21 protein-coding genes are annotated in these 21,572 nt (G+C 65.4%); 10 read left to right on the forward strand and 11 right to left on the reverse strand.

Annotation, left to right across the window (positions count from 1 at the left end; all coding sequences use genetic code 11):
- Positions 1-5 precede the first annotated feature (5 nt).
- The 7 genes from ASE64_RS02555 to ASE64_RS02585 are packed head-to-tail and all read left to right on the forward strand — an operon-like array spanning position 6 to position 7,186.
- Entirely contained in the window at positions 6-947 is a 942-nt protein-coding gene (locus tag ASE64_RS02555; RefSeq protein ID WP_082465845.1) for a glycosyltransferase, read from the forward strand.
- A 45-nt stretch (positions 948-992) separates the two neighbouring features.
- Entirely contained in the window at positions 993-1,730 is a 738-nt protein-coding gene (locus ASE64_RS02560; RefSeq protein ID WP_055775477.1) for a glycosyltransferase family 2 protein, read from the forward strand.
- A complete protein-coding gene (locus ASE64_RS02565) occupies positions 1,727-2,092 on the forward strand; it encodes a DUF2304 domain-containing protein (protein ID WP_055775480.1) in 366 nt (121 codons plus the stop codon). The genes ASE64_RS02560 and ASE64_RS02565 overlap by 4 nt, the downstream gene beginning before the upstream one ends.
- Positions 2,089-3,642, forward strand: coding sequence for a DUF2142 domain-containing protein (locus tag ASE64_RS02570; protein WP_055775484.1), 1,554 nt, complete (start codon positions 2,089-2,091; stop codon positions 3,640-3,642). Before ASE64_RS02565 ends, ASE64_RS02570 begins: the two co-directional genes overlap by 4 nt.
- Positions 3,635-5,203 (forward strand): DUF2142 domain-containing protein, encoded by a 1,569-nt coding sequence (locus ASE64_RS02575; RefSeq protein ID WP_055775487.1) that lies wholly within the window; start codon positions 3,635-3,637, stop codon positions 5,201-5,203. The genes ASE64_RS02570 and ASE64_RS02575 overlap by 8 nt, the downstream gene beginning before the upstream one ends.
- Positions 5,175-6,326 carry a glycosyltransferase family 4 protein gene (locus ASE64_RS02580; protein WP_055775491.1) on the forward strand — a complete coding sequence of 384 codons (1,152 nt, stop codon included), beginning with the start codon at positions 5,175-5,177 and terminating at the stop codon, positions 6,324-6,326. Before ASE64_RS02575 ends, ASE64_RS02580 begins: the two co-directional genes overlap by 29 nt.
- Positions 6,323-7,186, forward strand: coding sequence for a glycosyltransferase family 2 protein (locus ASE64_RS02585; RefSeq protein ID WP_055775494.1), 864 nt, complete (start codon positions 6,323-6,325; stop codon positions 7,184-7,186). The genes ASE64_RS02580 and ASE64_RS02585 overlap by 4 nt, the downstream gene beginning before the upstream one ends.
- 41 nt (positions 7,187-7,227) lie before the next feature.
- Here the strand turns inward: ASE64_RS02585 and ASE64_RS02590 are convergent, their stop codons facing one another.
- Genes ASE64_RS02590 through rfbA form a run of 4 tightly spaced genes read right to left on the reverse strand, consistent with a single transcriptional unit; the run spans position 7,228 to position 11,379 of the window.
- A complete protein-coding gene (locus tag ASE64_RS02590) occupies positions 7,228-8,172 on the reverse strand; it encodes a glycosyltransferase (RefSeq protein ID WP_156351612.1) in 945 nt (314 codons plus the stop codon).
- Complete coding sequence (locus tag ASE64_RS02595) at positions 8,144-9,376, reverse strand: hypothetical protein (RefSeq protein WP_055775500.1); 1,233 nt, start codon at positions 9,374-9,376, stop codon at positions 8,144-8,146. Before ASE64_RS02595 ends, ASE64_RS02590 begins: the two co-directional genes overlap by 29 nt.
- Positions 9,373-10,509 carry a dTDP-4-amino-4,6-dideoxygalactose transaminase gene (gene rffA / locus ASE64_RS02600; RefSeq protein ID WP_055775503.1) on the reverse strand — a complete coding sequence of 379 codons (1,137 nt, stop codon included), beginning with the start codon at positions 10,507-10,509 and terminating at the stop codon, positions 9,373-9,375. Before rffA ends, ASE64_RS02595 begins: the two co-directional genes overlap by 4 nt.
- Positions 10,510-10,512: 3 nt before the next feature.
- Positions 10,513-11,379: a glucose-1-phosphate thymidylyltransferase RfbA gene (gene rfbA, locus ASE64_RS02605; RefSeq protein WP_055775506.1), complete on the reverse strand. Its 867-nt coding sequence runs from the start codon at positions 11,377-11,379 to the stop codon at positions 10,513-10,515.
- Between the two features lie 215 nt (positions 11,380-11,594).
- Between rfbA and ASE64_RS02610 the strand changes: the two genes are divergently transcribed.
- On the forward strand, positions 11,595-12,737 hold the full coding sequence (locus tag ASE64_RS02610) for a glycosyltransferase family 4 protein (RefSeq protein ID WP_055775508.1): 1,143 nt from the start codon (positions 11,595-11,597) through the stop codon (positions 12,735-12,737).
- A 99-nt stretch (positions 12,738-12,836) separates the two neighbouring features.
- Here ASE64_RS02610 and ASE64_RS02615 read toward each other — a convergent pair whose 3' ends face one another.
- Genes ASE64_RS02615 through ASE64_RS02640 form a run of 6 tightly spaced genes read right to left on the reverse strand, consistent with a single transcriptional unit; the run spans position 12,837 to position 17,683 of the window.
- Complete coding sequence (locus tag ASE64_RS02615; protein WP_055775511.1) at positions 12,837-14,201, reverse strand: LCP family protein; 1,365 nt, start codon at positions 14,199-14,201, stop codon at positions 12,837-12,839.
- Positions 14,198-14,698: a 5-(carboxyamino)imidazole ribonucleotide mutase gene (purE, locus tag ASE64_RS02620; protein ID WP_055775514.1), complete on the reverse strand. Its 501-nt coding sequence runs from the start codon at positions 14,696-14,698 to the stop codon at positions 14,198-14,200. The genes ASE64_RS02615 and purE overlap by 4 nt, the downstream gene beginning before the upstream one ends.
- Positions 14,699-14,714: 16 nt before the next feature.
- Positions 14,715-15,851 carry a 5-(carboxyamino)imidazole ribonucleotide synthase gene (locus ASE64_RS02625; protein WP_156351613.1) on the reverse strand — a complete coding sequence of 379 codons (1,137 nt, stop codon included), beginning with the start codon at positions 15,849-15,851 and terminating at the stop codon, positions 14,715-14,717.
- Positions 15,852-15,860: 9 nt separating this feature from the next.
- The gene (locus ASE64_RS02630) at positions 15,861-16,067 is read right to left on the reverse strand and encodes a hypothetical protein (RefSeq protein WP_055775518.1); all 207 of its coding nucleotides are present in this window, start codon (positions 16,065-16,067) and stop codon (positions 15,861-15,863) included.
- 19 nt (positions 16,068-16,086) lie between these two features.
- Positions 16,087-16,848 carry a PH domain-containing protein gene (locus ASE64_RS02635; protein ID WP_055775521.1) on the reverse strand — a complete coding sequence of 254 codons (762 nt, stop codon included), beginning with the start codon at positions 16,846-16,848 and terminating at the stop codon, positions 16,087-16,089.
- Between the two features lie 7 nt (positions 16,849-16,855).
- Positions 16,856-17,683, reverse strand: a complete 828-nt coding sequence (locus tag ASE64_RS02640; RefSeq protein WP_055775524.1) for a biotin--[acetyl-CoA-carboxylase] ligase — start codon at positions 17,681-17,683, stop codon at positions 16,856-16,858.
- A gap of 162 nt (positions 17,684-17,845) precedes the next feature.
- On the opposite strand from ASE64_RS02640, the gene ASE64_RS02645 reads away from it, so the two are divergent.
- On the forward strand, positions 17,846-19,417 hold the full coding sequence (locus ASE64_RS02645) for an acyl-CoA carboxylase subunit beta (protein WP_044441817.1): 1,572 nt from the start codon (positions 17,846-17,848) through the stop codon (positions 19,415-19,417).
- A gap of 7 nt (positions 19,418-19,424) precedes the next feature.
- On the opposite strand, the gene ASE64_RS02650 is transcribed toward ASE64_RS02645, so the two are convergent.
- Positions 19,425-20,240 carry an SDR family oxidoreductase gene (locus ASE64_RS02650; protein WP_055775526.1) on the reverse strand — a complete coding sequence of 272 codons (816 nt, stop codon included), beginning with the start codon at positions 20,238-20,240 and terminating at the stop codon, positions 19,425-19,427.
- Positions 20,241-20,546: 306 nt separating this feature from the next.
- Here ASE64_RS02650 and ASE64_RS02655 point away from each other — a divergent pair, with 306 nt between their 5' ends.
- Complete coding sequence (locus ASE64_RS02655) at positions 20,547-21,497, forward strand: hypothetical protein (protein ID WP_156351614.1); 951 nt, start codon at positions 20,547-20,549, stop codon at positions 21,495-21,497.
- Positions 21,498-21,572 lie beyond the last annotated feature (75 nt).

Here is a 21,572-nt window from a genome sequence, read left to right on the forward strand (position 1 = left end):
CCGCCGTGCCCCGAGCAGATTCAGTCACCCCGTCGACGCGTGTCGTCGCCGTGATCTCAGCGTTCAATCCGGGGCCCGCGCTGCTCGACGCGTGTACCTCGTTGCTGCCGCAGACGAGCTCTGTCACGATCATCGACGACGGCAGCACGATCGATGTGACAGAGATTCTGGATGCGTGCGCTGCGGCCGGGTGCCAGATCGTCCTGCTCGGGCAGAACTCGGGCATTGCATCCGCGCTGAACGCGGGCGTCGAGACGGCGTTCGCGAGCGAGCCCGATGCTGAGTTCGTGCTGACGCTCGACCAGGATTCGACGCTTCAAAGCGACTACGTCGAACGCGCACTTGCCGCGTTCGACTCGGCCAGGGCGGCGGGCGTGCAGGTCGGCCTGGTCGCGCCTCACTCCGTCGAAGGACTCCCCTCCCGCGTCGCGGAAGTGCGGAACGGGGTCGTTCTGGGGCTGGAGCCTATCCAGTCGGGTCTGGTCATCCCCCGCTCTGTCTGGCAGAGCGCCGGCCCGTTCCGTGCCGGCCTCTTTATCGACTCTGTCGACACCGAGTACTTCATGCGTCTTTCCGACCTCGGTTTCGAGACCGTACTCGCGGCTGGTACCCACCTCGGGCACAGCCTTGGCGGTCGATTCCATCCCACGATCTTCGGCCGTCGTTTGCGGTTCGGCGGCAACGATGTGTCGCTCGTGAGAAGCTCGCCGTTCCGCTACTACTACATCGCGCGTAACCGGGTTCTGATGAACAGGGCATTCGGCTCTCGGCACCGCGCATGGGCATTGAAGGAGACCCTTCTCGATGCGCGGCACTTCGCCATCGTGCTGGCACTGTCGAAGAATCGGGTCGTCCTCGGCCGCCTTATCGTTGCCGGGTGGCTCGATGGCATCCGGGGCAGACAGGGTCGCATGCCGAGCTCAGTCGAACGGATCGCTCGCCGCTGATCGCGCCTTCGCTCGCCGGCCATGGCGGGCGCTTATGATGGTCGGATGCCCAGCCCCTTCGACGGCACACTCATCGTGATGCCTGCATTCAACGAGGAAGAGGCCGTCGGCAACGTCGTTCGCGAGGTTCTCGGTACTTTTCCCGGCATCCACTGCCTCGTCGTCGACGACGGCTCGAGCGATGCAACGTCAGCGGAGGCCGCGCAGGCCGGGGCTATCGTCGCCTCTTTGCCGTTCAACCTCGGCGTCGGCGGAGCGATGCGTGTGGGATTCAAGTACGCGCTCGAGCATGGCTACGCAAACGTCATTCAAATCGATTCAGACGGCCAGCACGACCCAGTCGGCGTGCCCGCTCTCATCGAGCAGCTCGCCACACACGACCTCGTTCTGGGCGCCCGCTTCGCGGGAGAAGGCGAATACTCGGTGCGCGGGCCCCGGCGCTGGGCGATGCTGATGCTGTCAGGAATCCTCAGCCGTCTCGCGGGAACCAGACTCACCGACACCACATCCGGGTTCCGTGCAAGCGGGCCCCGCGCTGTTCGTCTCTTCGCCGCTCACTACCCCGCCGAGTATCTGGGCGACACCGTCGAATCTCTCGTCATCGCGTCACGGGCCTCTCTCACCGTCAGTCAGGTGGCCGTCGCCATGCGCCCACGCGCCGGCGGCCGCCCGTCGCACAACCCGTTCAAAGCGGCGATCTACCTCGGTCGCGCGGTGATGGCGCTGTTCATCGCTCTTCTCCGCCCGCCCGTGATCCTGCCCTCGGAGGCGTCGACCCGATGACCATCGCCACATACTTGCTCGGGGTCTTCTCGGCCCTGCTCACCCTCGGTGTCGTCATCGAGATGCTGCGTCGGAGACGGCTGCGCGAACGCCACGCCGTGTGGTGGCTCTTAGCGGGAACCCTCGCGCTTCTCGTGGGCCTGTTCCCCGACATCCTCGGTTGGGCTGCGAGTCTCGTCGGCGTCGCGGTGCCGACCAACCTCATCTTCTTCGTGAGCATGGCGGTTCTCTTTCTCGTGTCGATCCAGCACAGCGCCGAGCTCACCGACCTCGAAACGAAGACGCGGGTTCTCGCCGAGACAGCGGCCCTCCAGCAGCTGCGCATCGAAGAGTTAGAGAAGTCGATTCGGAAAGAGTCGTGAGTCGATCCGCGAAAACGGTGAAGCCGGGCCGGTGGAAGATCTTCGCCGTCGCCTGGGTAGCCCTGTCGCTACTCGCGGCCGCGTGGGCTATCGCATCGCCGATCAGCTCGGGGCCCGACGAACCCGCACACATCGTTAAAGCTGCCTCGGTTGTTCGTGGCGAGCTGGTGGGGCCTCAGGGCACCTACGGCAATGAGGTCAAGGTTCCGAACTACGTGTCGTGGACCAACGCGCAGACCTGTTTCGTCTTCGAACCGGCCGTGCCGGCCGACTGCGCGCCCGCCGTCGAGGGCGATCCCGCCAAGACCGTCCTCGGCACGACGACTGCGGGCTACAACAACCCCGTGTATTACGCCCTGGTCGGGTGGCCGTCGCTGATCTTCTCCGATTCCACCGGTATCTACGCCATGCGCATCGTCAGCGGCATCCTGTCGTCGGGCATGCTCGCTCTCGCCTTCATGCTCGTCTCCACTTGGCGTCGGCCGACCATTCCGGCGGTCGGCCTGCTCGCAGCGATCACTCCGATGGTGCTCTACGTGAACGGCCTCGTGAATCCCAGCTCATTCGAGATCGCCGGCACCATCACCGCATTCGTGGCCATGCTGACTATCGTCACGCAAGCAGACGAGCGTCTGCTTCGCGAGCGCGCCATCATCCTGGTCGCTGTTGCGGTGCTCGTGGCGAACACGCGCACCATCTCACCGCTCTGGATCGCCATCGCTGTGATCTTGCCTCTTTTGCTGTTGAAGGGACGCGATCTGGCCGCGCTGCTCCGGCGTCGCGTCGTCCTTATCTCCGCGGCAATCGTCGCTCTCGGTGCAGCATTCTCCGTCGCATGGACGCCCATCAGCACGCGACTCGCCTCGGACGCGGCGGCGGGAGCTCCAGCGACACCGGTGATCACGACGGTCTTCCCCGACGTCGGCCAGAGCCCGTTCTTCGGTTTCGTCAAGATGATCACCCTCACCTTCACCAATGGCGCCGACATGATCGGCAACTTCGGGTGGATGGATACTCCGGTGCCCGCCACCACGATCGTGATCTGGACGATGCTGATCGGCGCCATCCTGTTGACCGGCTTCGTCGTGCTTCGTGGTCGCCCCGCTCTCGTCGGCGTCATTCTGCTTCTCCTCGCCCTCGTCCTTCCCGCCTTGATTCAAGCGGCGTTCATCACAACCGGGGGCTTCATCTGGCAAGGCCGTTATGGTCTCCCGATCTTCGCCATGCTCATCTTCGGTGTCGCCGCTCTCGTCGGTACCTCTGTCGAGAACTCGCGTTTCTCCGCCGCTGCCCTCAGCCGTCTGGTCTTCGCCGTGATCGTCGGCTTCATTGCGGGTCAGGGTTACGGATTCCTCAAAGCGATGCGCCGAAACGTCATCGGCAGTGACACCTCGTGGAAGCAGCTGATCACCGATCCTCAATGGATTCCGCCCGGGGGCGTCGCGCTGTCACTCGCACTCTTCGTGGTCGGTCTTCTCGTCTTGGCCGTCGTGGTCTTCCGCCTGCGTTCGACCGAGCGGCGCATCGAGGTCGTCGGCTCGGATGCGTAAGAGGTTCTCACCTAGGGTCGTCTTCTTCACGGCCTGGATCGCCCTCTCGCTGATGTCTATCGCGTGGGCATTCGCGTCTCCCCTCGGCTCCGGCCCAGACGAGCCGGCGCACCTCATCAAGGCCGCGTCGGTCGTCCGTGGAGAACTCGTGGGCCCCCAGGGCGATACCGGCAACATCGTCGACGTTCCCGCCGCGGTGGCCTGGACCGCCACGCAAGACTGTTACAGGTTCGACCTCAATCAGGATGCTGGATGCGCGCCGGCCCTCGAGGGTTCAGGTTCCGAGACCGTCACGACCGAGACGTCGGCCGGCTACAACAACCCCGTCTACTACGCCGTCGTCGGCTGGCCGACCTTGCTCTTGACCGGCGAGGCGGGCCTCTACGGAGTGCGCATCGTCTCGGCGATCATCTCGTCGGCCATGCTCGCCTGCGCTTTTCTGCTCGTCGCCGGGTGGCGTCGCCGATCCGTTCCCGCCGTCGGCTTGCTCATCGCTTTGACCCCCATGGTCATCTACGTCAACGGCGTGGTCAATCCGAGCGCGTTCGAGATCTCGGGCAGCCTCGCCGTCTTCGCCGCCATGTTGTCGATCGTGCTGCACCCCTCCCTAGAGCTGCTCGCGGGTCGACTGACGATACTCGTCGTCACGGCGGCACTCGCTATGGGCGCACGCACCGTGTCGCCGCTGTGGGTCGCCCTGGCCATCGCGCTCCCCCTTCTCCTCCTCGGATGGCGCGGAGTCGTTCAGTTGCTGCGTCAGCGAGCCGTCATCGTGAGCGCCACAGCGCTCGCTGTGCTCGCCGTTGCCGCCGTTGCATGGAATCCGATCAGCACCCGCCTCGCCACCGACGCGAGAACGACCTCGACCGGCGGTTTCGAGGTATTTCCCGACGTCGGAAGCAGCCCGCTCTTCGGCTTCATGAAGATGATCACGCTGAGCGTCACCAACGGAAACGACATGATCGGCAACTTCGGTTGGATGGACACCCCCGTTCCCGACACCACCGTGGTCGCCTGGACCGTGCTGCTCGGTGCCATCGTTCTGGCCGCCGTCTACCTCCTGCGTCGGAGGTATGCCATCTTCGGCATCGCGTTGGCGCTGGGCTTTTTCCTGGTTCCGCCGCTCATTCAGGCCGCCTTCATCACGACCGGCGGTTATATCTGGCAGGGCCGATACGGTCTGCCGACTCTGACCATGATGGCCTTCGGGCTCGCTGCGGTTCTCGCGTGCGCCATTCCGCGCCGTGTGGAAAATACGGGTACCTCGGTCGGCGGCACGCGCGTCGTCGGTGTGATCGCGGCCGCATTCATCTACGCGCAGTCGTATGCGTTCGCCAGTGCCCTGCATCGGTTCACGGTGGGCAGCGCGACGGCGTGGAAGCAGATGATCACCCAACCCGCCTGGTCGCCGCCTGGCGGAGCCGTCTTGTCGTTAGGCGCCTTCGGGCTCGGCGCCGTGCTGTTGGCCGTGATTGTGGTGTCATTGCACCTGTCGAAGAATCCGTTCGATCAAGACGAGAAGGAGGGACATCGTGAAGACCTCACCCCGCGTGCTGTTTGACGCCACATCGATTCCTCCGAGCCACGGCGGCGTGGCCCGTTTCATTTCAGGGCTGCTGTCTGGTCTGGAAGAAAATGGCCAGTTCGTCGACGTCGTCGCCAAGCGACAAGACATACCGGCATTGCACGACGTCGCTCCGGGACACACCTACCTCGTTGCTCCAGCGATGGTCTCGCGACGCGGTGGGCGCTTCCTCTGGGAGCAGACGGGGCTTCCTGCGCTCGCCCGCCGACGCAGAGCAGACGTCATCTATTCTCCGCACTACACGTTTCCCTTGGTCACACGCGCTCGGCGCGTGGTCACCTTGCACGATGCAACTTTCTTCAGCTCACCAGATGCCCACTCGAGGCTGAAGGGTGTCTTCTTCCGTTCGTGGATCCGCTGGGCCAATGCGCACGCCGATCGACTCGTCGCCGCCAGCCGGGCCACGGCCGATGAAGTCCAGCGCTATGTTCCGCACGCCCAGAGCACGATCGATGTCGGCTATCTGGGCGTTGATCCCCTCGTGTTCACGCCGCCGACGCCCGACGCCATCGCCGAAGCGCGCAGCGAGATCGGTCTCGCGCCAGAACAGCCGTGGATCGCCTTCCTGGGCACCATCGAGCCGCGCAAGAACATCCCCGCCCTCATCACCGCACACGCGAGCCTGCGCGAGGCCGACCCGGCGACGCCCGTACTCGTGCTGTCGGGAGCCCGCGGATGGGATGAGGCGGCGAACGATGCCCTCGATCGCAACGCGCGGCTGGCTGTCGAACAGCGTCCCGTCATCGAGGCCGGCTACCTTCCCCTCGCGCTTCTGTCCGCGTTCCTTGGAGGCTCCGAACTCGTCGTCTATCCGAGCCTGGGCGAAGGGTTCGGTCTGCCCGTCCTCGAGGCGATGTCGAGCGGGGCTGCCGTTTTGACGACCCGACGCCTCTCCATTCCCGAGGTGGGTGGCGACGCGGTCGCTTATGCCGAACCCGACGCAGAATCGCTCGCCGCAGAGATGCGCGCGCTCCTCGATGATCCTGATCATCGGGCCGAACTCGCTCAGTCGGGCCTCGCCCGCAGCTCTCGTTTCACCTGGAGCGAGTGCGCCGCGGTGTACTCCGCTGCCTTCGCCGATGCGGGGGCTGGTTCATGAGCGCCGCTATGGCGGGCGTCGTCACGGTCAGTTACGGTTCCGAAGGGGTACTCGACGGCTTCTTCTCCTCCCTCGACGCGGCAAGCGCCCTGCCGCTGCAGGCGGTCGTCGCAGACAACCGTCCTGAGGCTGGGGCAGCCGTGCGAGAACTCGCGGAGCGCTATGGAGTGACGTATCTACCGATGACCGGCAATCTGGGCTACGGCGGCGCGATGAACGCCGCGGTGCGGAGCCTGTCGGCGAACATCTCCTGGGTACTCGTGAGCAATCCCGATATCGAGATCCAGGCAGGTGCCATCGACGAATTGGTGCGTATCGGCGAGTCGGATGCCCGGATCGGCGCCGTCGGACCGCTGGTCGAGACCGATGGCGAGATCTACCCCTCCGCCCGCGCCATCCCGTCGCTGCGCATGGGACTCGGACATGCCCTCTTCGCCAACATCTGGCCGTCGAATCCCTGGAGCCGGCGGTATCACAGCGACAACGAACGGCCTCCTCGAGAACGCGACGCCGGTTGGCTGTCCGGATCCTGCCTTCTCGTTCGTCGCGAGGCGTTCGACGCCGTCGGTGGCTTCGACGATCGATTCTTCATGTACTTCGAAGACGTCGACCTCGGCTACCGCCTCGCGAAGGCCGGCTGGCGCAATAGGTACGCGCCATCCGCAAAGGTCATGCACTCGGGTGCCCACTCGACCGACGAGCACTCCGCGAAGATGGTACTCGTGCACCACGAGAGCGCCTATCTCTTCCTCTCGAGCAAGTACCGCGGCTGGTACCTGGCTCCGGTACGGCTGGCTGCCCGCATCGGTCTCTCGGCGCGCGCGTTCCTCGTGACGAGGGTCTTCAACCGACGGCGGTAGCCCGCCCTGCGCGCATCATATGTCGGCGGGCCGAAGCCAGCTCAGCGGAGCCGGCGGGACAACGACGGCGGCACCAGACCGTCGCGGCCCCGAAACGAATCCCTGTACCCCGCAGCCATCGCAGCCGCGATCGAGCGCCGGTTCGGGCTGAAGGCCAGACGCAGCACATGCGCCTTGGTCTCCTCGCTGAGCCGGCGCAGCACCCACGACGGGTCCTTCAGAAGGTAGCGTCGTGTCAGGGTCGTCCCGTTGCGGGCGATGTAATAGACCCTCGTCGGCGAGTGGTAGTTGTAACTGATTTCGTGGCCCAGCACGCGCAGCGGCCGCCCGAACAGCCGCGCCGGGTCGCGCCGTCCGAGTTGATGCAGGATGTCACATCCGGCCCCCACGAGCACGTCGAGGCCGGCCGCGCGCGCCCGAGCCGTGTACTCGCTGTCGACGCCGTCGATCACGAGCCCCTCGTCGAGGTGGCCGATGGCCTCGATCGTCTGGCGGGCGATGACGAAGCCCGATTGCATGGGGTCGAAGGCGATGGCGAACCCATCGACGTTTCCGCGTACGTGCACGGCGTGCCCGCTGTACGACGAGGCGACCACGAACCCGACTCGGCGACCCGCTGCCCGCGCCTGGCGGAACGTCGCCAGCGCCCGATCGGCGTAGTCGTCGACCGGCACCGAATCCTGGTCGAAGGTCACGAAGAAGTCAGGGCGCCAGCTCTCTTCGGCCGCGCGGATTCCGGCGTTCAGGGTTGCGGCGATGCCCGCGTTCCGCGGCCGACGGATGACACGAACACCCGTGGCCTCGATGGCATCGAGACGATCTGCGAACTCCGCAGGAGATCCGTCGTCGACGATCACGACGTGCTCGAACTGCTCGGCCAGAGACACGACGGTGGCGACCAGCTCTGCATCGGGGCGGTACGACGCCACGATCGCGACGACGCTCGAAGCGCTCAGCTCAGCCGACATGGTCTTCGTCTTTCTCACGCCGCAGTTCTCGGAAGGCGGGGATGGCGAGGGCCGCGCACAGCACGGCCTCGCTGAGGGCCATTCCCAGAGCGATCAGCGGAGCATGACCAGACAAGCCGGCCACGAGCATCGCGCCGATTCCGAGCACTGCAGAGATCAGCGTCCAGCGCAGGATCAGCCGTTGGCGTCCGGCGGGAATCAGCACGTTGCGCATCAGGGGTGTTCCGGCCGAGAGGAAGAAGAACGCGATGCCGTAGTAGAAACACACCTCGACGGTGGCACGGGCCTGCCCCGCGAACAGGATCTCGCTGACCCAAGGCCCCGCCAAGACAAGGATGACGAGGCCCGCCGCGCCGAGACCGATGTGCGACCACAGAGCGAACGCGTGCCGCTGGCGCCTGTTGGCGATCCCGGGCTCGATCGTCCAGCTCTGAAAGGCATTGCCCAGCGCCACAACGGTGAACAGACCGAAGCGATACAGGGTGTCGGCGGTCGACAGGCTCCCGGACGCGAGGGGGCTCGTCGTCGCCGTCGCGATCGGCGCCGGTGTGGATGCGTATGCGCTGCCCGCCATGCTGATGCCGGCGGTGTGACGCTGCGATCGAAGATCGCTGAGCGCTGCGCCGATCGGTTTCGGGAGCCACACACCCCCGGGCGAGAAACGGCGGTGGAAGAGCATGAGGCTGATCACCGTCGCGACCGCGAGGACGAGCGTGTAGCTCCACACCTGCTGCGTCACGAGCAACAGCGGAACGGCGACGAGGGTCGCCGCGAACCTCGGAATGGTGTCGTAGTAGGCGAGCAGCTTGGGCTGGCCGAGCCCTATGCAGAACCAGGCGGGAGACATGCCCACGAGCGCCGTAGCAAGGGTCATCGACACCGCCTCGACACGGAACTCCGGCACGGCGACGAAGGCGGCGATGACGGACGCGATCGGAAGAGCGAACACCATCAGCACGATCCTCGTGCGAACGCTTCGAAGATAGACCGTCGCTCTTTCGCCGGGTGTAGTCGCTCGAGCGATGGCAACCGGCCCATCGACATTCCACCCCCACATGAGCGCCGTGGCAGCGAAGGTGCCGATCGCCTGGCCGGAGATCACACTCGACACCCCGTCTCCCCCGACGATGCCGGAGACGATCGGCAGGAGTAGGAACGGGGTGATCAGGGAGAGAAGAGGAAAGACCGTGAAGCCCGAAAGCCGCAGGAGAACGGTCTTCATCGGTGAAACGAGGTGACGGCCGCGATCACTCGGTCGACCTGGTCGTCGCTCATATCGGCCCAGAGCGGCAGACGCACCAGTCGCTCGGAGAAGCTCTGGCTCGACGACAGTTCACGCAGCCGACGCCCGAAACGCAGGCCCGCCGGCGCCGAATCGAGAGGAATGTAGTGGAACGTGGCCACGACGCCCATCGAGCGCAGATGTGCGAGAAGAGCACTCTGATACTCGTGATCGGGGGCTTGGAGGAAGAAGAGGTGCGCCGGGTGTCGGCGGTCGTCCGGCACGTCCATCAATCGCACGTTCTCTGCCTCGGCCCAGGCCGGAAGGCGATCCGCGTAGCTGTTCCAGATGGCGTGCCTCTTCGCCTGGATCAAGTCGAAGGACTCGAGCTGCGAGTCGAGCACCGCCGCGTTGTACTCGCTCATGAGGTAGCTCGACCCGGCATCGACCCAGGTGTACTTGTCGACCTGGCCGCGCAGGAACCGTGCGCGGTTGGTGCCCTTCTCCCGAACGATCTCGGCTCGCTCCAGCATCGACGGATCGTTGATCAGAATGGCACCACCCTCGCCGGAGTGCACGTTCTTCGTGTCGTGGAAACTCTGGATGGCGACCACTCCGAACGTGCCCAGCTGGCGACCGCGGTATTCCCCGCCCAAACCGTGCGCGTTGTCCTCGATGACGGCCAGCCCGTGTTGCTCTGCGATGCCCTCGATCGAGTCGAAGTCGACAGCCACTCCCCCGTAGCTGACCACAGAGACCGCCTTCGTGCGCGGCGTGATCGCCTCGGCGACCTGCTGCGGGTCGATGTTGCCATAACGCAGGTCGACGTCGACGAACACGCACGTTGCGCCGGTGAGAGCGATGGCGTTGGCAGCGGAGGGAAAAGTGAAGCTCGGAAGGATCACCTCGTCGCCCGGGCCGAGGTCGAGGAGCCGACTCGCGAGTTCGAGCGCGTGCGAACCAGACGTCGTCAGCAGCGCCGCCGGAGCCCCGGTGATGCCAGTCAGACGACGCGTGGCCGAACGAGTGAATTCCCCGTCACCGTGAGCGTGATCGCTCTGCACGACGCGCGCGAGATTCTCCATCTCCCGAGGCGCGTGAAACGGCTTCGAGAAGAGGATGTCTGCGGTCATCTGTCAGCGCGCGTCGAGCAGGGTATTGAGGTATGCCCCGTAGCCGCTTTTGACGAGAGGGGCCGCAAGGACCCGGAGCTGCTCGTCGGAGATCCATCCGGCACGCCAGGCGATTTCCTCGATGCACCCGATCTTGAACCCCTGGCGGTCTTCGACCACGCGCACGAACTCCGTGGCCTGAACCATCGACTCGAATGTTCCCGTGTCGAGCCAGGCCGTGCCTCGATCGAGGACCTGAACCCGAAGGTTGCCCTGCTTGAGATAGCGCTCGTTGACCGTCGAGATCTCGAGCTCTCCCCGAGCACTCGGCTCGATGGTCTTCGCGATCTCGACAACGGAGTTGTCGTAGAAGTAGAGGCCGGGAACGGCGTAGTTGCTCTTGGGCTCGAGGGGCTTCTCTTCGATCGACACAGCAACGTTGGCGTCATCGAACTCGACGACGCCGTAGGCACGCGGGTTGGCGACGTGATAGGCGAAGATCAATGCACCGTCGAAGTCGGTGTTGTTCCGCAGGCTCGAACCGAGGCCCGTGCCGTGGAAGATGTTGTCGCCGAGAACAAGAGCGACGCTCTCGTCGCCGATGAACTCCTCACCGATGATGAAGGCCTGAGCGAGACCGTCGGGCGACGGCTGCACCGCGTACTCGAGACGGATGCCAAGGTCGCTGCCATCGCCGAGGAGCGCTTTGAACTGCTCGTTGTACTCGGGCGTCGTGATGATGAGGATCTCGCTGATGCCGGCCATCATCAGCGTCGAGAGGGGGTAGTAGATCATGGGCTTGTCGTAGATCGGCATCAGCTGCTTGCTGATGCCCTTCGTGATAGGCCAGAGCCGGGTACCTGAGCCGCCGGCGAGAATGATTCCGCGCATGGTCGAGAAGTCTACCGGGCAGCCTTTCAGGAAGCCTCATTTGTCCCTGATAGGGTCGAGCGCACGGACAGTTCGTCGTCTTGTTCGTTCCGCCCCGCGGCTTGTCCACCCGGTTATTTCCAGACCTGTCGCAGGTCCCGAGCGGAATTCGAACGCATGCGCGACCGTCCAGTGAGCTGCACTCTGCTGCTCACTCGGGAAGTATTTGGAGACTGATGACGACCCTCAGGGTGATCATTGATCAGATGGTGGCGACGGTACCGGGGGGCATCGGTCGCTATACAGAAGAATTGACACGTGAGTTGATCGCCACGAGACCACGCGGCTGCGATGTCGAGGGCATCATCTCGAAGGTGCCGAACGAAACGTACGACGAGACTCTCTCTCGCCTGCCTGGCCTCGAGAAGCTCACGCGTCTGCCTTTGCCTCGCCGCGAACTCGCCCGTGCATGGCAGCACGGCTTTTCGACCGGCGCCAAGGGTCGCGGCATGATTCACGCGCCGAGCCTTCTTGCACCATTGCGCAAGATCGACCGCGTCAACTCGATCGGCGAGCAGGTCGCCGTCACCATCCACGATGTCGTTCCGTGGACGCACCCGGAGACCCTCACCAAGCACGGCGTGGCCTGGCATAAAGGGCTGGCCAAACGAGCCAGGCGCTACGCCGACGCCATCGTGGTGCCCACTCACGCCGTTGCGGCGGAGCTGAGCGAGTTCGTGAACTTCGGCGACCGCGTTCGTGTCATCGGCGGCGCAGTCAGCTCGAAGCTGGTCATTCCCGAGAACGCCGACGCGCGCGCTTCCGAGCTCGACCTGCCGGCCGAATACATGCTCACCGTCGGCACCCTCGAACCCCGCAAGGGGCTCGCGCCGTTGATCCAGGCTCTGGCCCGGCCCGGAGTTCCCGACCTTCCCCTACTCATTGCTGGTCCCGACGGATGGGGTGACCTCAACGTCGCCCGCGTCGTCGCCGACGCCGGCCTGGCGCCCGAACGCGTGCGCACTATGGGATTCGTCTCCGACTCCGACCTCGCCCTGCTCCTCGATCGCGCATCGCTCTTCGTGTACCCGAGTCTTGCCGAGGGTTTCGGTCTGCCCGTGATCGAAGCGATGAACTTCGGCACACCGGTGATTCACTCCGACGTCGCTGCCCTTCTCGAGGTCACCGCTGGGGCCAGCGTGTCAGTCGAACGAGACGACGCTGCAGGTTACCCAGAGCGCATTGCCGCGGCGATCACGCGAGTCTTGGGCGACACCCAACTGTTCGAGCGTCTGTCTGTCGGAGGTTACGACCGGTCTCGCGCATTCAGCTGGCGCGATTCCGCAGAAAAAGTCTGGCAGCTCCACGCCGACCTCTAGCGCGACACCAAGGGGCACACAGCGCGACCGCATCAAGGCTCCGACGTGTCGGATCTGACCGGCTTCGCGTAGCTCGTGCTCAGTTGTCCGAACGCACGCCTACTGCGTCCCGGTCTTCGACGAACTGAGCACGAGCGCATCGCTCACGGACTGCCTCACCGAGTCCCAATCGGGATCTTCGGGATCGACCGCCGGTGGAACGAGTTCGACATTGTCGACCGGAAGGTTCTTGGTCTTCAGCGCGAGGTCGAGGAAGTAGGCCAGCGTCGACTGCGGCACGTCTGTCTTCACGACGTCAGCACCGGCCTGCGCGATGCCCTGGAACTTGCTCAGTACGTTGGCGGGCTGGAACTGCGTCAGAATCGCCGTCTGCAGCTCGCGCTGGCGGCCCATGCGGTCGTAGTCGCTCGTCGTGTGGCGGGAGCGCGCGTACCAGAGGGCGGTGGTCCCGTCCATGTGCTGCTGACCCGGCTCGATCCAGCCCTCGACCTCGTTGAGGTTCTCATCTCCACCGATGGGCAGACGCTCGGTCACGTTGATGTCGACTCCGCCGAGCGCATCGATGAGTTGAGCGAAGCCCTGCATGTCGATCAGCACGTAGTACTGGATCGTGAGATTGAGTGCACCCTCGACCGCGTCTTTCGTCGCCTCGATTCCCGCGTTCGATCCCTCGGCTTCGGCGTTCGGGTAGAGGTCCTGGTCGTAGGCCTCGACCCGCGGATAGAGGAAGCTGATCTGGCAGTCGGAGCCGCAGTCGTAGACGCCCGTGCCGTTTTCGTCGTAGTCGGAGCCGATGAGAGGAGAGCCCTCGGGGAACGGCACCTGCTGCAGATCACGCGGCACACCGATCATCGTGGCGCGACCGGTATCGGCTTCGATGCTCACCACAGTGATGCTGTCGGGGCGCAGGCCGTCACGGTCGGCGCCTGCGTCGCCGCCGAGAAGCAGGATGTTGTACCGGCCGTCGACCGGAGGCTCGGCATTCGCCTGCACGGCGAAGATCGACGCGACCGTGTCGCGAGTCACGTTGACGAGGTAGGCGCCGTAGCCGGCACCACCCGCGAACAGCACCAGGAGCACCGTGGTGAAGCCTGCGATCCAGCCGCGAGCGTTGGGTCGCGTGCGAACGAGCCGCACCAGGCGCAGGGTATCGAGAGCCAGGATGACCCAGAGAACGGCGTAGGCCATGAGGATGATCTGCACTGCCCAGAGGCTCCACTCGTTCGTGAAGACCGAGAAGATCATCTGGGGCCAGATGAGATAGACGATGCCGGCCACGATCGCGAGTCCGACGAGCGCGAGCGTGCAGCCGAGTCCGAAGCGCCCGAGGCGTCTACTGCCGGCGAGCACCTGAGCGGATCCGGGGAGCACAAAGTTGAGTACGACCAGTACCCAGGCTCGGGCGGTCATCACCTTTGGAGAGGCCACATCCGGGTAGCGGATGGGTGCATTCACAGTAGTCATAGGCGTGCTTGCAGGTCCTGGTTCTTCTGCTCGACGAGGGCCGTGAGCTCTTCGCGGTAGTCGCCGAGCTTTCCCGCGAGGGTGTCATCGAAGGTCGAGAGAATGCTCACAGCGATGAGGCCAGCATTCTTGGCGCCGCCGATAGACACGGTGGCCACGGGGATACCGGCGGGCATCTGCACGATCGACAGCAGCGAGTCGAGGCCGTCGAGACGGGCGAGGGGAACGGGAACGCCCACGACCGGGAGGGTCGTGACAGCGGCGATCATGCCCGGAAGATGAGCGGCACCACCGGCGCCGGCGATGATCACCTTCAGACCGCGATCGCGAGCGGTGCGGCCGTAGTCGATCATCTTCTCGGGAGTGCGGTGGGCCGAGACGACCTGCACCTCATGGGCGATGCCGAAGTCGTTGAGGACGGCGACGGCGTCGGCCATCACCGAGAAGTCAGAGTCTGACCCCATGACGACACCGACGAGAGGCGTGATTACGGGCATTGGCCCATGGTAAACGTCAGTTCTGGAAGAAAGCCGCTGCGGCACGCGCCTCGAACACAACCTGGTCGAGGTCGTCGCCGCCTGCGGTGACGTGTCCGACCTTGCGGCCGGGGCGCGGAGCCTTGCCGTAGTTGTGGAACTTGACCGTGGGCTGATCGGCGAAGGCGGTGAGGTAGCGGTCGGCCAGAGTTCCCTCGGCGGGCCCGCCGAGCACGTTGACCATGACCGACCAGGTGTCGCGGCATCCTGTAGCACCCAAGGGCAGGTCGAGGACGGCTCGCAGGTGCTGCTCGAACTGACTCGTGGTCGAGCCGTCGATCGACCAGTGGCCGGTGTTGTGCGGGCGCATCGCCAGCTCGTTCACGAGAAGACGCTCGTCGGTGGTCTCGAAGAGCTCGACGGCGAAGACTCCGGTCACGCCGACGCCCTCCGCGATCGCGGTGGCGATGTCGGCCGCGACGTCGGCGACGCGTCCGGCGCTCCGCGGCGCGGGGGCGATGACCTCGGCGCAGACGCCGTCTCGCTGAATCGACTCGACCACGGGCCACAGCTGCATGTCACCCGATGGCCGGCGGGCGACCATCTGAGCGAGCTCGCGACTGAAGTCGACCCGCTCTTCTGCGAGCAGCGATCCCCCGTTGCCGTCTTCGGCGAGCGCGAGAAACCAGTCGGCGACCTCGTCGGAATGCGACACGACGCGCACGCCCTTACCGTCGTACCCGCCGCGCGGCGTCTTCACGACAGCGTGGCCACCGTTGTCTGAGATGAACGTGGCGAGCTCGTCGGCGTTCGACACCGCCGCCCAGACAGGAACCGGCACTCCGAGCTGCTCGAGCTTCTCGCGCATCAGGATCTTGTCTTGCGCGTACAGCAGCGCATCCGGGCCGGGCCGCACGTCGTGGCCCGCCTCGACGAGGGCATGCAGGATGGCCTGCGGCACATGCTCGTGGTCGAAGGTGATCACGTCGACGGTCTGGGCGAAGGCGAGAACCGTGTCGCGGTCGAGATAGTCACCCACCTCGCTCGCCGCGAGCGCCGCCGACGATCCGGGGTTCTCGGCGAGCACCTTGAGGTCTATGCCGAGATTCACCGCCGCGGGAATCATCATTCGAGCCAGTTGACCGCCACCGATGACACCTACGCGATATTCCACGCGTACAGCTTAGTTCGGGCGGCCCAGAATGCTGTCGGAGTGCTGTGCGACCCAGAGCTCTGCGAGGTGCAGGTCGGCCGCCTGATGGATCTCGACGCCGTCGACCGTCTCGATGATGAATGGCCCTTCGCCGTGACCCGAGGCCTCGCGAATGCTCGCGACGTGCTCGTTGCCGACCCAGACCTGCTCGAGTTTCTCGCCTTTGAATTCCAACATGCTCCAGAGGCTACTCCGCCTAATGAGGCTGCTGTTCGTCCCACCACGGATTGTCTTCATCGGTTCGTCGGAATCTCACGGCGTGCGCCGGAACGTGCTGCGCCTCGATGAGGTCTCCGATCGCCTCGGACACCAGGTCGGGCCGAGGCACATCGCGAAGAACCGCGTACTCCCCCGGCGCAGTGCCGATGCGCACGTCTCCGGTGCGGAACATCACCTGGAGCACGGACTTGCGCACGGTCAGGTCGCCCGCACGAGAGAGCATCACCTCGCTGCGGGTATTCACCAGCAGGCCGCGGCGCAGGATGACGCGCCGAGTGGTGAGCACGTAGCGCACGCTCAACCATTTCACCGCGGGAATGACGAAGAACAGAACGGCGAGCAGCGCTCCCGCGGCGAGCACAGACCAGTTCTGCCATTCCTCGGCGAACCATCCGGAGAAGTAACCCGTCGCTCCGGCGATGGCGATGAGAAGAATCGTGGGAAAGAACAGGCGCCGACCGTGAGAGCGGAACTTGGCGACCACACGCTCAGGCTCTGCCTGCTCGGCGGGCGGGCCCGTGGCATCCGAGGCGCCGTGGGCGTACTGACCGTGGGCAGCCGGGCTCTGGGGCGGCTGGCCCTGGGGCCGGATGCGTTCGGTCACCACGGTCTCGTCGTAGGCGCTCTGCGCACGGGCCAGGGCAGGCGCCGAGCGCTCGGCCGCGAAGACCTCCGTCTGCGCATCCGAACCGTGGATGAGCGCACCGAAGCTCGGACGCGGATGCTGCGGAGCGGGCATGGGCCTATTAAACCTTCAGGTGGGTGATATCTCCTGCGGCCACGACGACTCTCCAGCCATCCGAGTCGCGATCGATACCGATGCGTCCCAGCTCGTCGATTTCGCGGGCGATGCCCGAGACGACCTCGCCTCCGGGAAGCTCGGCCAGAACGGGGCTGCCCAGCGTGCCGCACAACGCGGTGACCAGGGCATGCAGCCCGCTCTGCACGGCATCGCCCTCGAAGCGCACGAAGTCGCGGTAGAGGCGCGACAGGTTGATCACGTACCCGGCGAGCGCCGCGTCGAGCGAGGCGTGCCGAACTCCGGCGAGAAGCAGAGAGGTGGCCGTGGAGACCGGGAGCTCGTTCTCGGTGAGCGAGACGTTCAATCCGGCGCCGACGATGACCCCGGTCGACGGCACGAGCTCGCTGAGGATTCCGCTGACCTTCGCACCGTCGATCAGAACATCGTTGGGCCACTTGAGCGAGGCCACCGGGCGGTGGTGCACGCTCGTCGCGTGACCGATCTCTCCATCGATGAGCGAACGCACCACCTGCGTCATTGCCACCCCCGCCATGAGTGGCAGCCAGCCCAGGCTGTCGGGCGGCAGAACAGACGACCCGATCGGCTGCCGCAGCAGAACGGACACGGCGAGACACTTTCCGGCGGGCGCGGTCCAGGTGCGACCGAGTCTTCCCCGGCCCTGAGTCTGCGTGTCTGTGGCGACCACCGACAGATCGGGCCAGGCCGAGGCATCCGGCCCTGTGGCCCGCTCGCGCAGCGCATCGTTCGTCGAACCGACGCGCGGAAGCCACTCGAGGCGCTCGGCGACCGCGGAACTGAGGGGCAGTTTCATAGGCATCACCCTAGGCGCAGCACCTGTCGCTTGTCGGCGCGGCGCACGGGCTCGAACCAATGGATGCGCGGCAAATTTGTAGCAACCAACCAACGGTTGGCGGCGATGGCTGGCCGGTAGAGTGAACCGGTGAGCGAAGACGTAACTGCACAGGCGCCGGACATGTACACCACAGCGGGCAAGCTGGTCGACCTGAAGAACAGGTACCACGAGGCCGTGACCGCCAGTGGTGAGGCGGCCATCGCCAAGCAGCACGCCCGGGGCAAGAAGACCGCCCGCGAGCGCATCGAAGAGCTGCTCGACGCGGGCTCGTTCGTCGAGATCGACGAGTTCGTTCGCCACCGCACCGTGGCCTTCGGCATGGAGAAGTCGCGCCCCTACGGTGACGCGGTCGTCACAGGCACGGGCACGATTCACGGGCGCCAGGTCGCCGTCTATTCACAGGACTTCACGATCTTCGGCGGGTCGCTCGGCGAGGTCGCCGGCGAGAAGATCATCAAGGTCATGGACCTCGCCCTCAAGACCGGCGTGCCGATCATCGGCATGCTCGACTCCGGCGGAGCCCGCATCCAGGAGGGCGTCGTCGCTCTCGGCAAGTACGGCGAGATCTTCCGCCGCAATACGCAGGCCTCGGGAGTCATCCCGCAGATCTCGATCATCATGGGCCCCGCGGCGGGCGGCGCGGTCTACTCCCCCGCCCTCACCGACTTCGTGATCATGGTCGACAAGACCAGCCAGATGTTCGTGACCGGCCCCGATGTCATCAAGACGGTCACCGGCGAAGACGTGGGCATGGAGGAGCTCGGCGGAGCACTCACCCACAACACCGTCTCGGGCGTCTCGCACTATCTGGCCAGCGATGAGGAAGACGCGCTGGACTTCGCGCGCGGACTGATCAGCTACCTGCCCGACAACAATCTGTCGGATGCCCCGGTGTACGACAGCGAGGTCGAGCTCGAGATCACGGATGCCGACCGCAAGCTCAACACGCTCATCCCGGATTCGCCGAACCAGCCCTACGACGTGCACACCGTCATCGAGCACATCGTCGACAACGGCGAGTTCCTCGAGACCCAGCCGCTGTACGCGCCCAACATCGTGGTGGGCTTCGCCCGGGTCGAGGGCCGCTCGGTCGGGATCGTGGCCAACCAGCCCAACGCCATGGCCGGAACGCTGAACATCGAGGCCGGCGAGAAGGCCGCGCGGTTCGTGCGCTTCTGCGACGCGTTCTCCATCCCGATCCTCACCCTCGTCGATGTGCCCGGCTACCTCCCGGGAACCGATCAGGAGTGGACGGGTGTCATCCGCCGCGGCGCGAAGCTGCTCTACGCCTACGCCGAGGCCACCGTTCCCCTCATCACCGTGATCACCCGCAAGGCCTACGGCGGAGCGTACATCGTGATGGGCTCCAAGCAGCTCGGCGCCGACATCAACCTCGCGTGGCCCACCGCCGAGATCGCCGTCATGGGCGGCCAGGGTGCCGTCAACATCCTCTACCGCGGCGAGATCAAGCGGGCAGAAGAGGCCGGCGAAGACGTGGCCGCTGTGCGCACGAGGCTCGCCAACGAGTACACGTATAACGTCGCGTCACCGTTCCTCGCCGCGGAACGCGGTGAACTCGACGGCGTGATCGAGCCGGCGGCCACCCGCGTCGCGGTTGTGAAGGCGCTCAGGGCGTTGCGCACCAAGCGCGCGAGCCTGCCCACGAAGAAGCACGGCAACATCCCGCTGTAACGCGGGGTTACTCCGTCGCCGCTCCGCGCCAGTCGTCTGTCGTGAGGTGCGATCCGCCCTGCGGGCCCATCTGCAGCATGCCGCCGTCAACGGCCCACGATGCGCCCGTCACGTAGCTCGAGGCGGGTGACGCCAAGAACGCGATGACCGACGCGATCTCACCGGCGATGCCGGAGCGGCCGAGCGGGATGCCTGGGCGGTGGGTGTTGAACGCGTCCTCGTCGGTCATGTCGTTCATGGGCGTGGCGATCTCGCCCGGAGCCACCGCGTTGACGGTGATGTCGTGCTGCCCCAGCTCGAGCGCCGCCGTCTTGAGCAGTCCGCCGAAACCGTGCTTCGCCGCGTCGTAGGCGCTCGACCCGACCCGCGGCTGATGTTCGTGCACGCTCGTGACCCCGATGATGCGCCCACCGGCGCCCTGTTCGACCATCGTCTTCGCGGCGGTCTGGATGGCGATGAATGCGCCGTCGAGGTCGGCGGCGATCGTGTGACGCCAGGTCTCCAGGTCCATCTCGAGAAACGGTGCGACATCCATGACGCCGGCATTGTTGACGAAGACGTCGAGACCGCCGAGCTTCTCGATCAACGAGGTGATGGTGCCAAAGACCGAGTCGAGCTCGCCGGTGTCGAGCTGCGCGATGTGTGCGTCGCGCCCGAGGGAGCGCACCATGTCGGCCGTCTCTTCGGCGCCGTCGGAATCGGAGTGGAACGTGATGCCGACATCCATGCCCGCCTCGGCGAGGGCGAGGGCGGTCGCCCTGCCGATACCCGAGTTCGATCCGGTGACGATGGCGCGGCGTGGTGAGAAGTTCGATGTGCTCATACGTACGACGCTACGGCGGCGACCCCCACCGGCGGCAGGGCTTGACGCATCCGAGCCACTCGCCCGTGGGCGCTACTTAAGGCTCTAAGCCCGAACGCTCTCTTAGCGGGCGAGCGCGCCTGCCCTGACCGCGCGTCCGCCCGCCGACAGCGCGTTCGCCAACGACATCGATGTGTTCGCCGTTCCTCCACGGAAGGCGCCGACGCTGAATCGTGCACATTCGCGAGAAAGTCCACCCTCATTGCCTCGACCCCACGGCATTCTGGCGCCATGCCTCAAGGAAACCCCGAAGACAGACTGCTCTACGTGCGCGACCGCTCGTTGCTTGTCGGTGACGACTCGGCTCTTCGCAGACGAGCCTCTCGCGGCGAGCTTCTGCGCGTCAGCCACGGCGTGTATGCGCCCGAACAGGAATGGGATGGCTGGAACGCAGCTGACCGATATCGTGCGCTTGTTTTCGGCGTGGCCAACAGCCGCCGTGCGGAGGCTGTGTTGTGGGGCGTCTCCGCCGCGGCGCTGTGGCGCCTTCCCGCGATCGGAGCATGGCCGACCCAGGTGCATCTGCTCACCGAGAAAGCGGGTGGTGGCCGATCGCACGACCACATTCGACGACACGCCCTTGGGTTTGAGCATGCAGATCTCACCATCATCGATGGTCTTCGAGTGACCGGCGTAGCTCGAACCGTCATCGATATGGCGGCCTCTGCACCCTTTATGTCGGCAGTCGCGGCTGCCGATTTTGCGTTGCACAACGAGATGACGAACCAGGCCGAACTCCGCGCCCTTCTCTCCGCCCTCGGACGCTTCCGAGGTTCGGCCCGAGCCGCCCGCGTCGTCGACTTTGCAACTCCACTGTCGGAGTCCGTAGCCGAATCCGCGAGTCGGGTGACGATGGCACGCTGCCGTTTTCCTCAGCCCGAGCTTCAGAAAGAGTTCTGGGGCCCGAACGGAGAACACGCCTTTGTGGACTATTGGTTCCGAGGCGCGAAGACCATCGGTGAAGTGGATGGCCGCGCCAAGTACGAAGATCCTGCGTTTCTGAGAGGAAGAACGCCGGAACAGGCACTCTGGGACGAGAAGCTTCGCGAGGACTGGTTGCGGCTGCAGAGCGATGGATTCGGCCGTTGGGGCTGGTCGATCGCCGTATCTCCTCGCAGGCTCACTCAGCGACTTCTAGAGATGGGGGTGCCCCAGGTGCCGCCAAACCATCCCGACGCATTCCGCATCCGGCCGCTGGACAGCGAAAAGCGGCAGTGAGCGCGCCGTTAGCGGGCCACCGCGCGCTCTAGGGTGGCGCGTTCGCCCGCTAACGGCGCGCTCGAGGCTGCGCGA

This window comes from Agreia sp. Leaf210, from assembly GCF_001421485.1.
Lineage (GTDB): Bacteria > Actinomycetota > Actinomycetes > Actinomycetales > Microbacteriaceae > Agreia.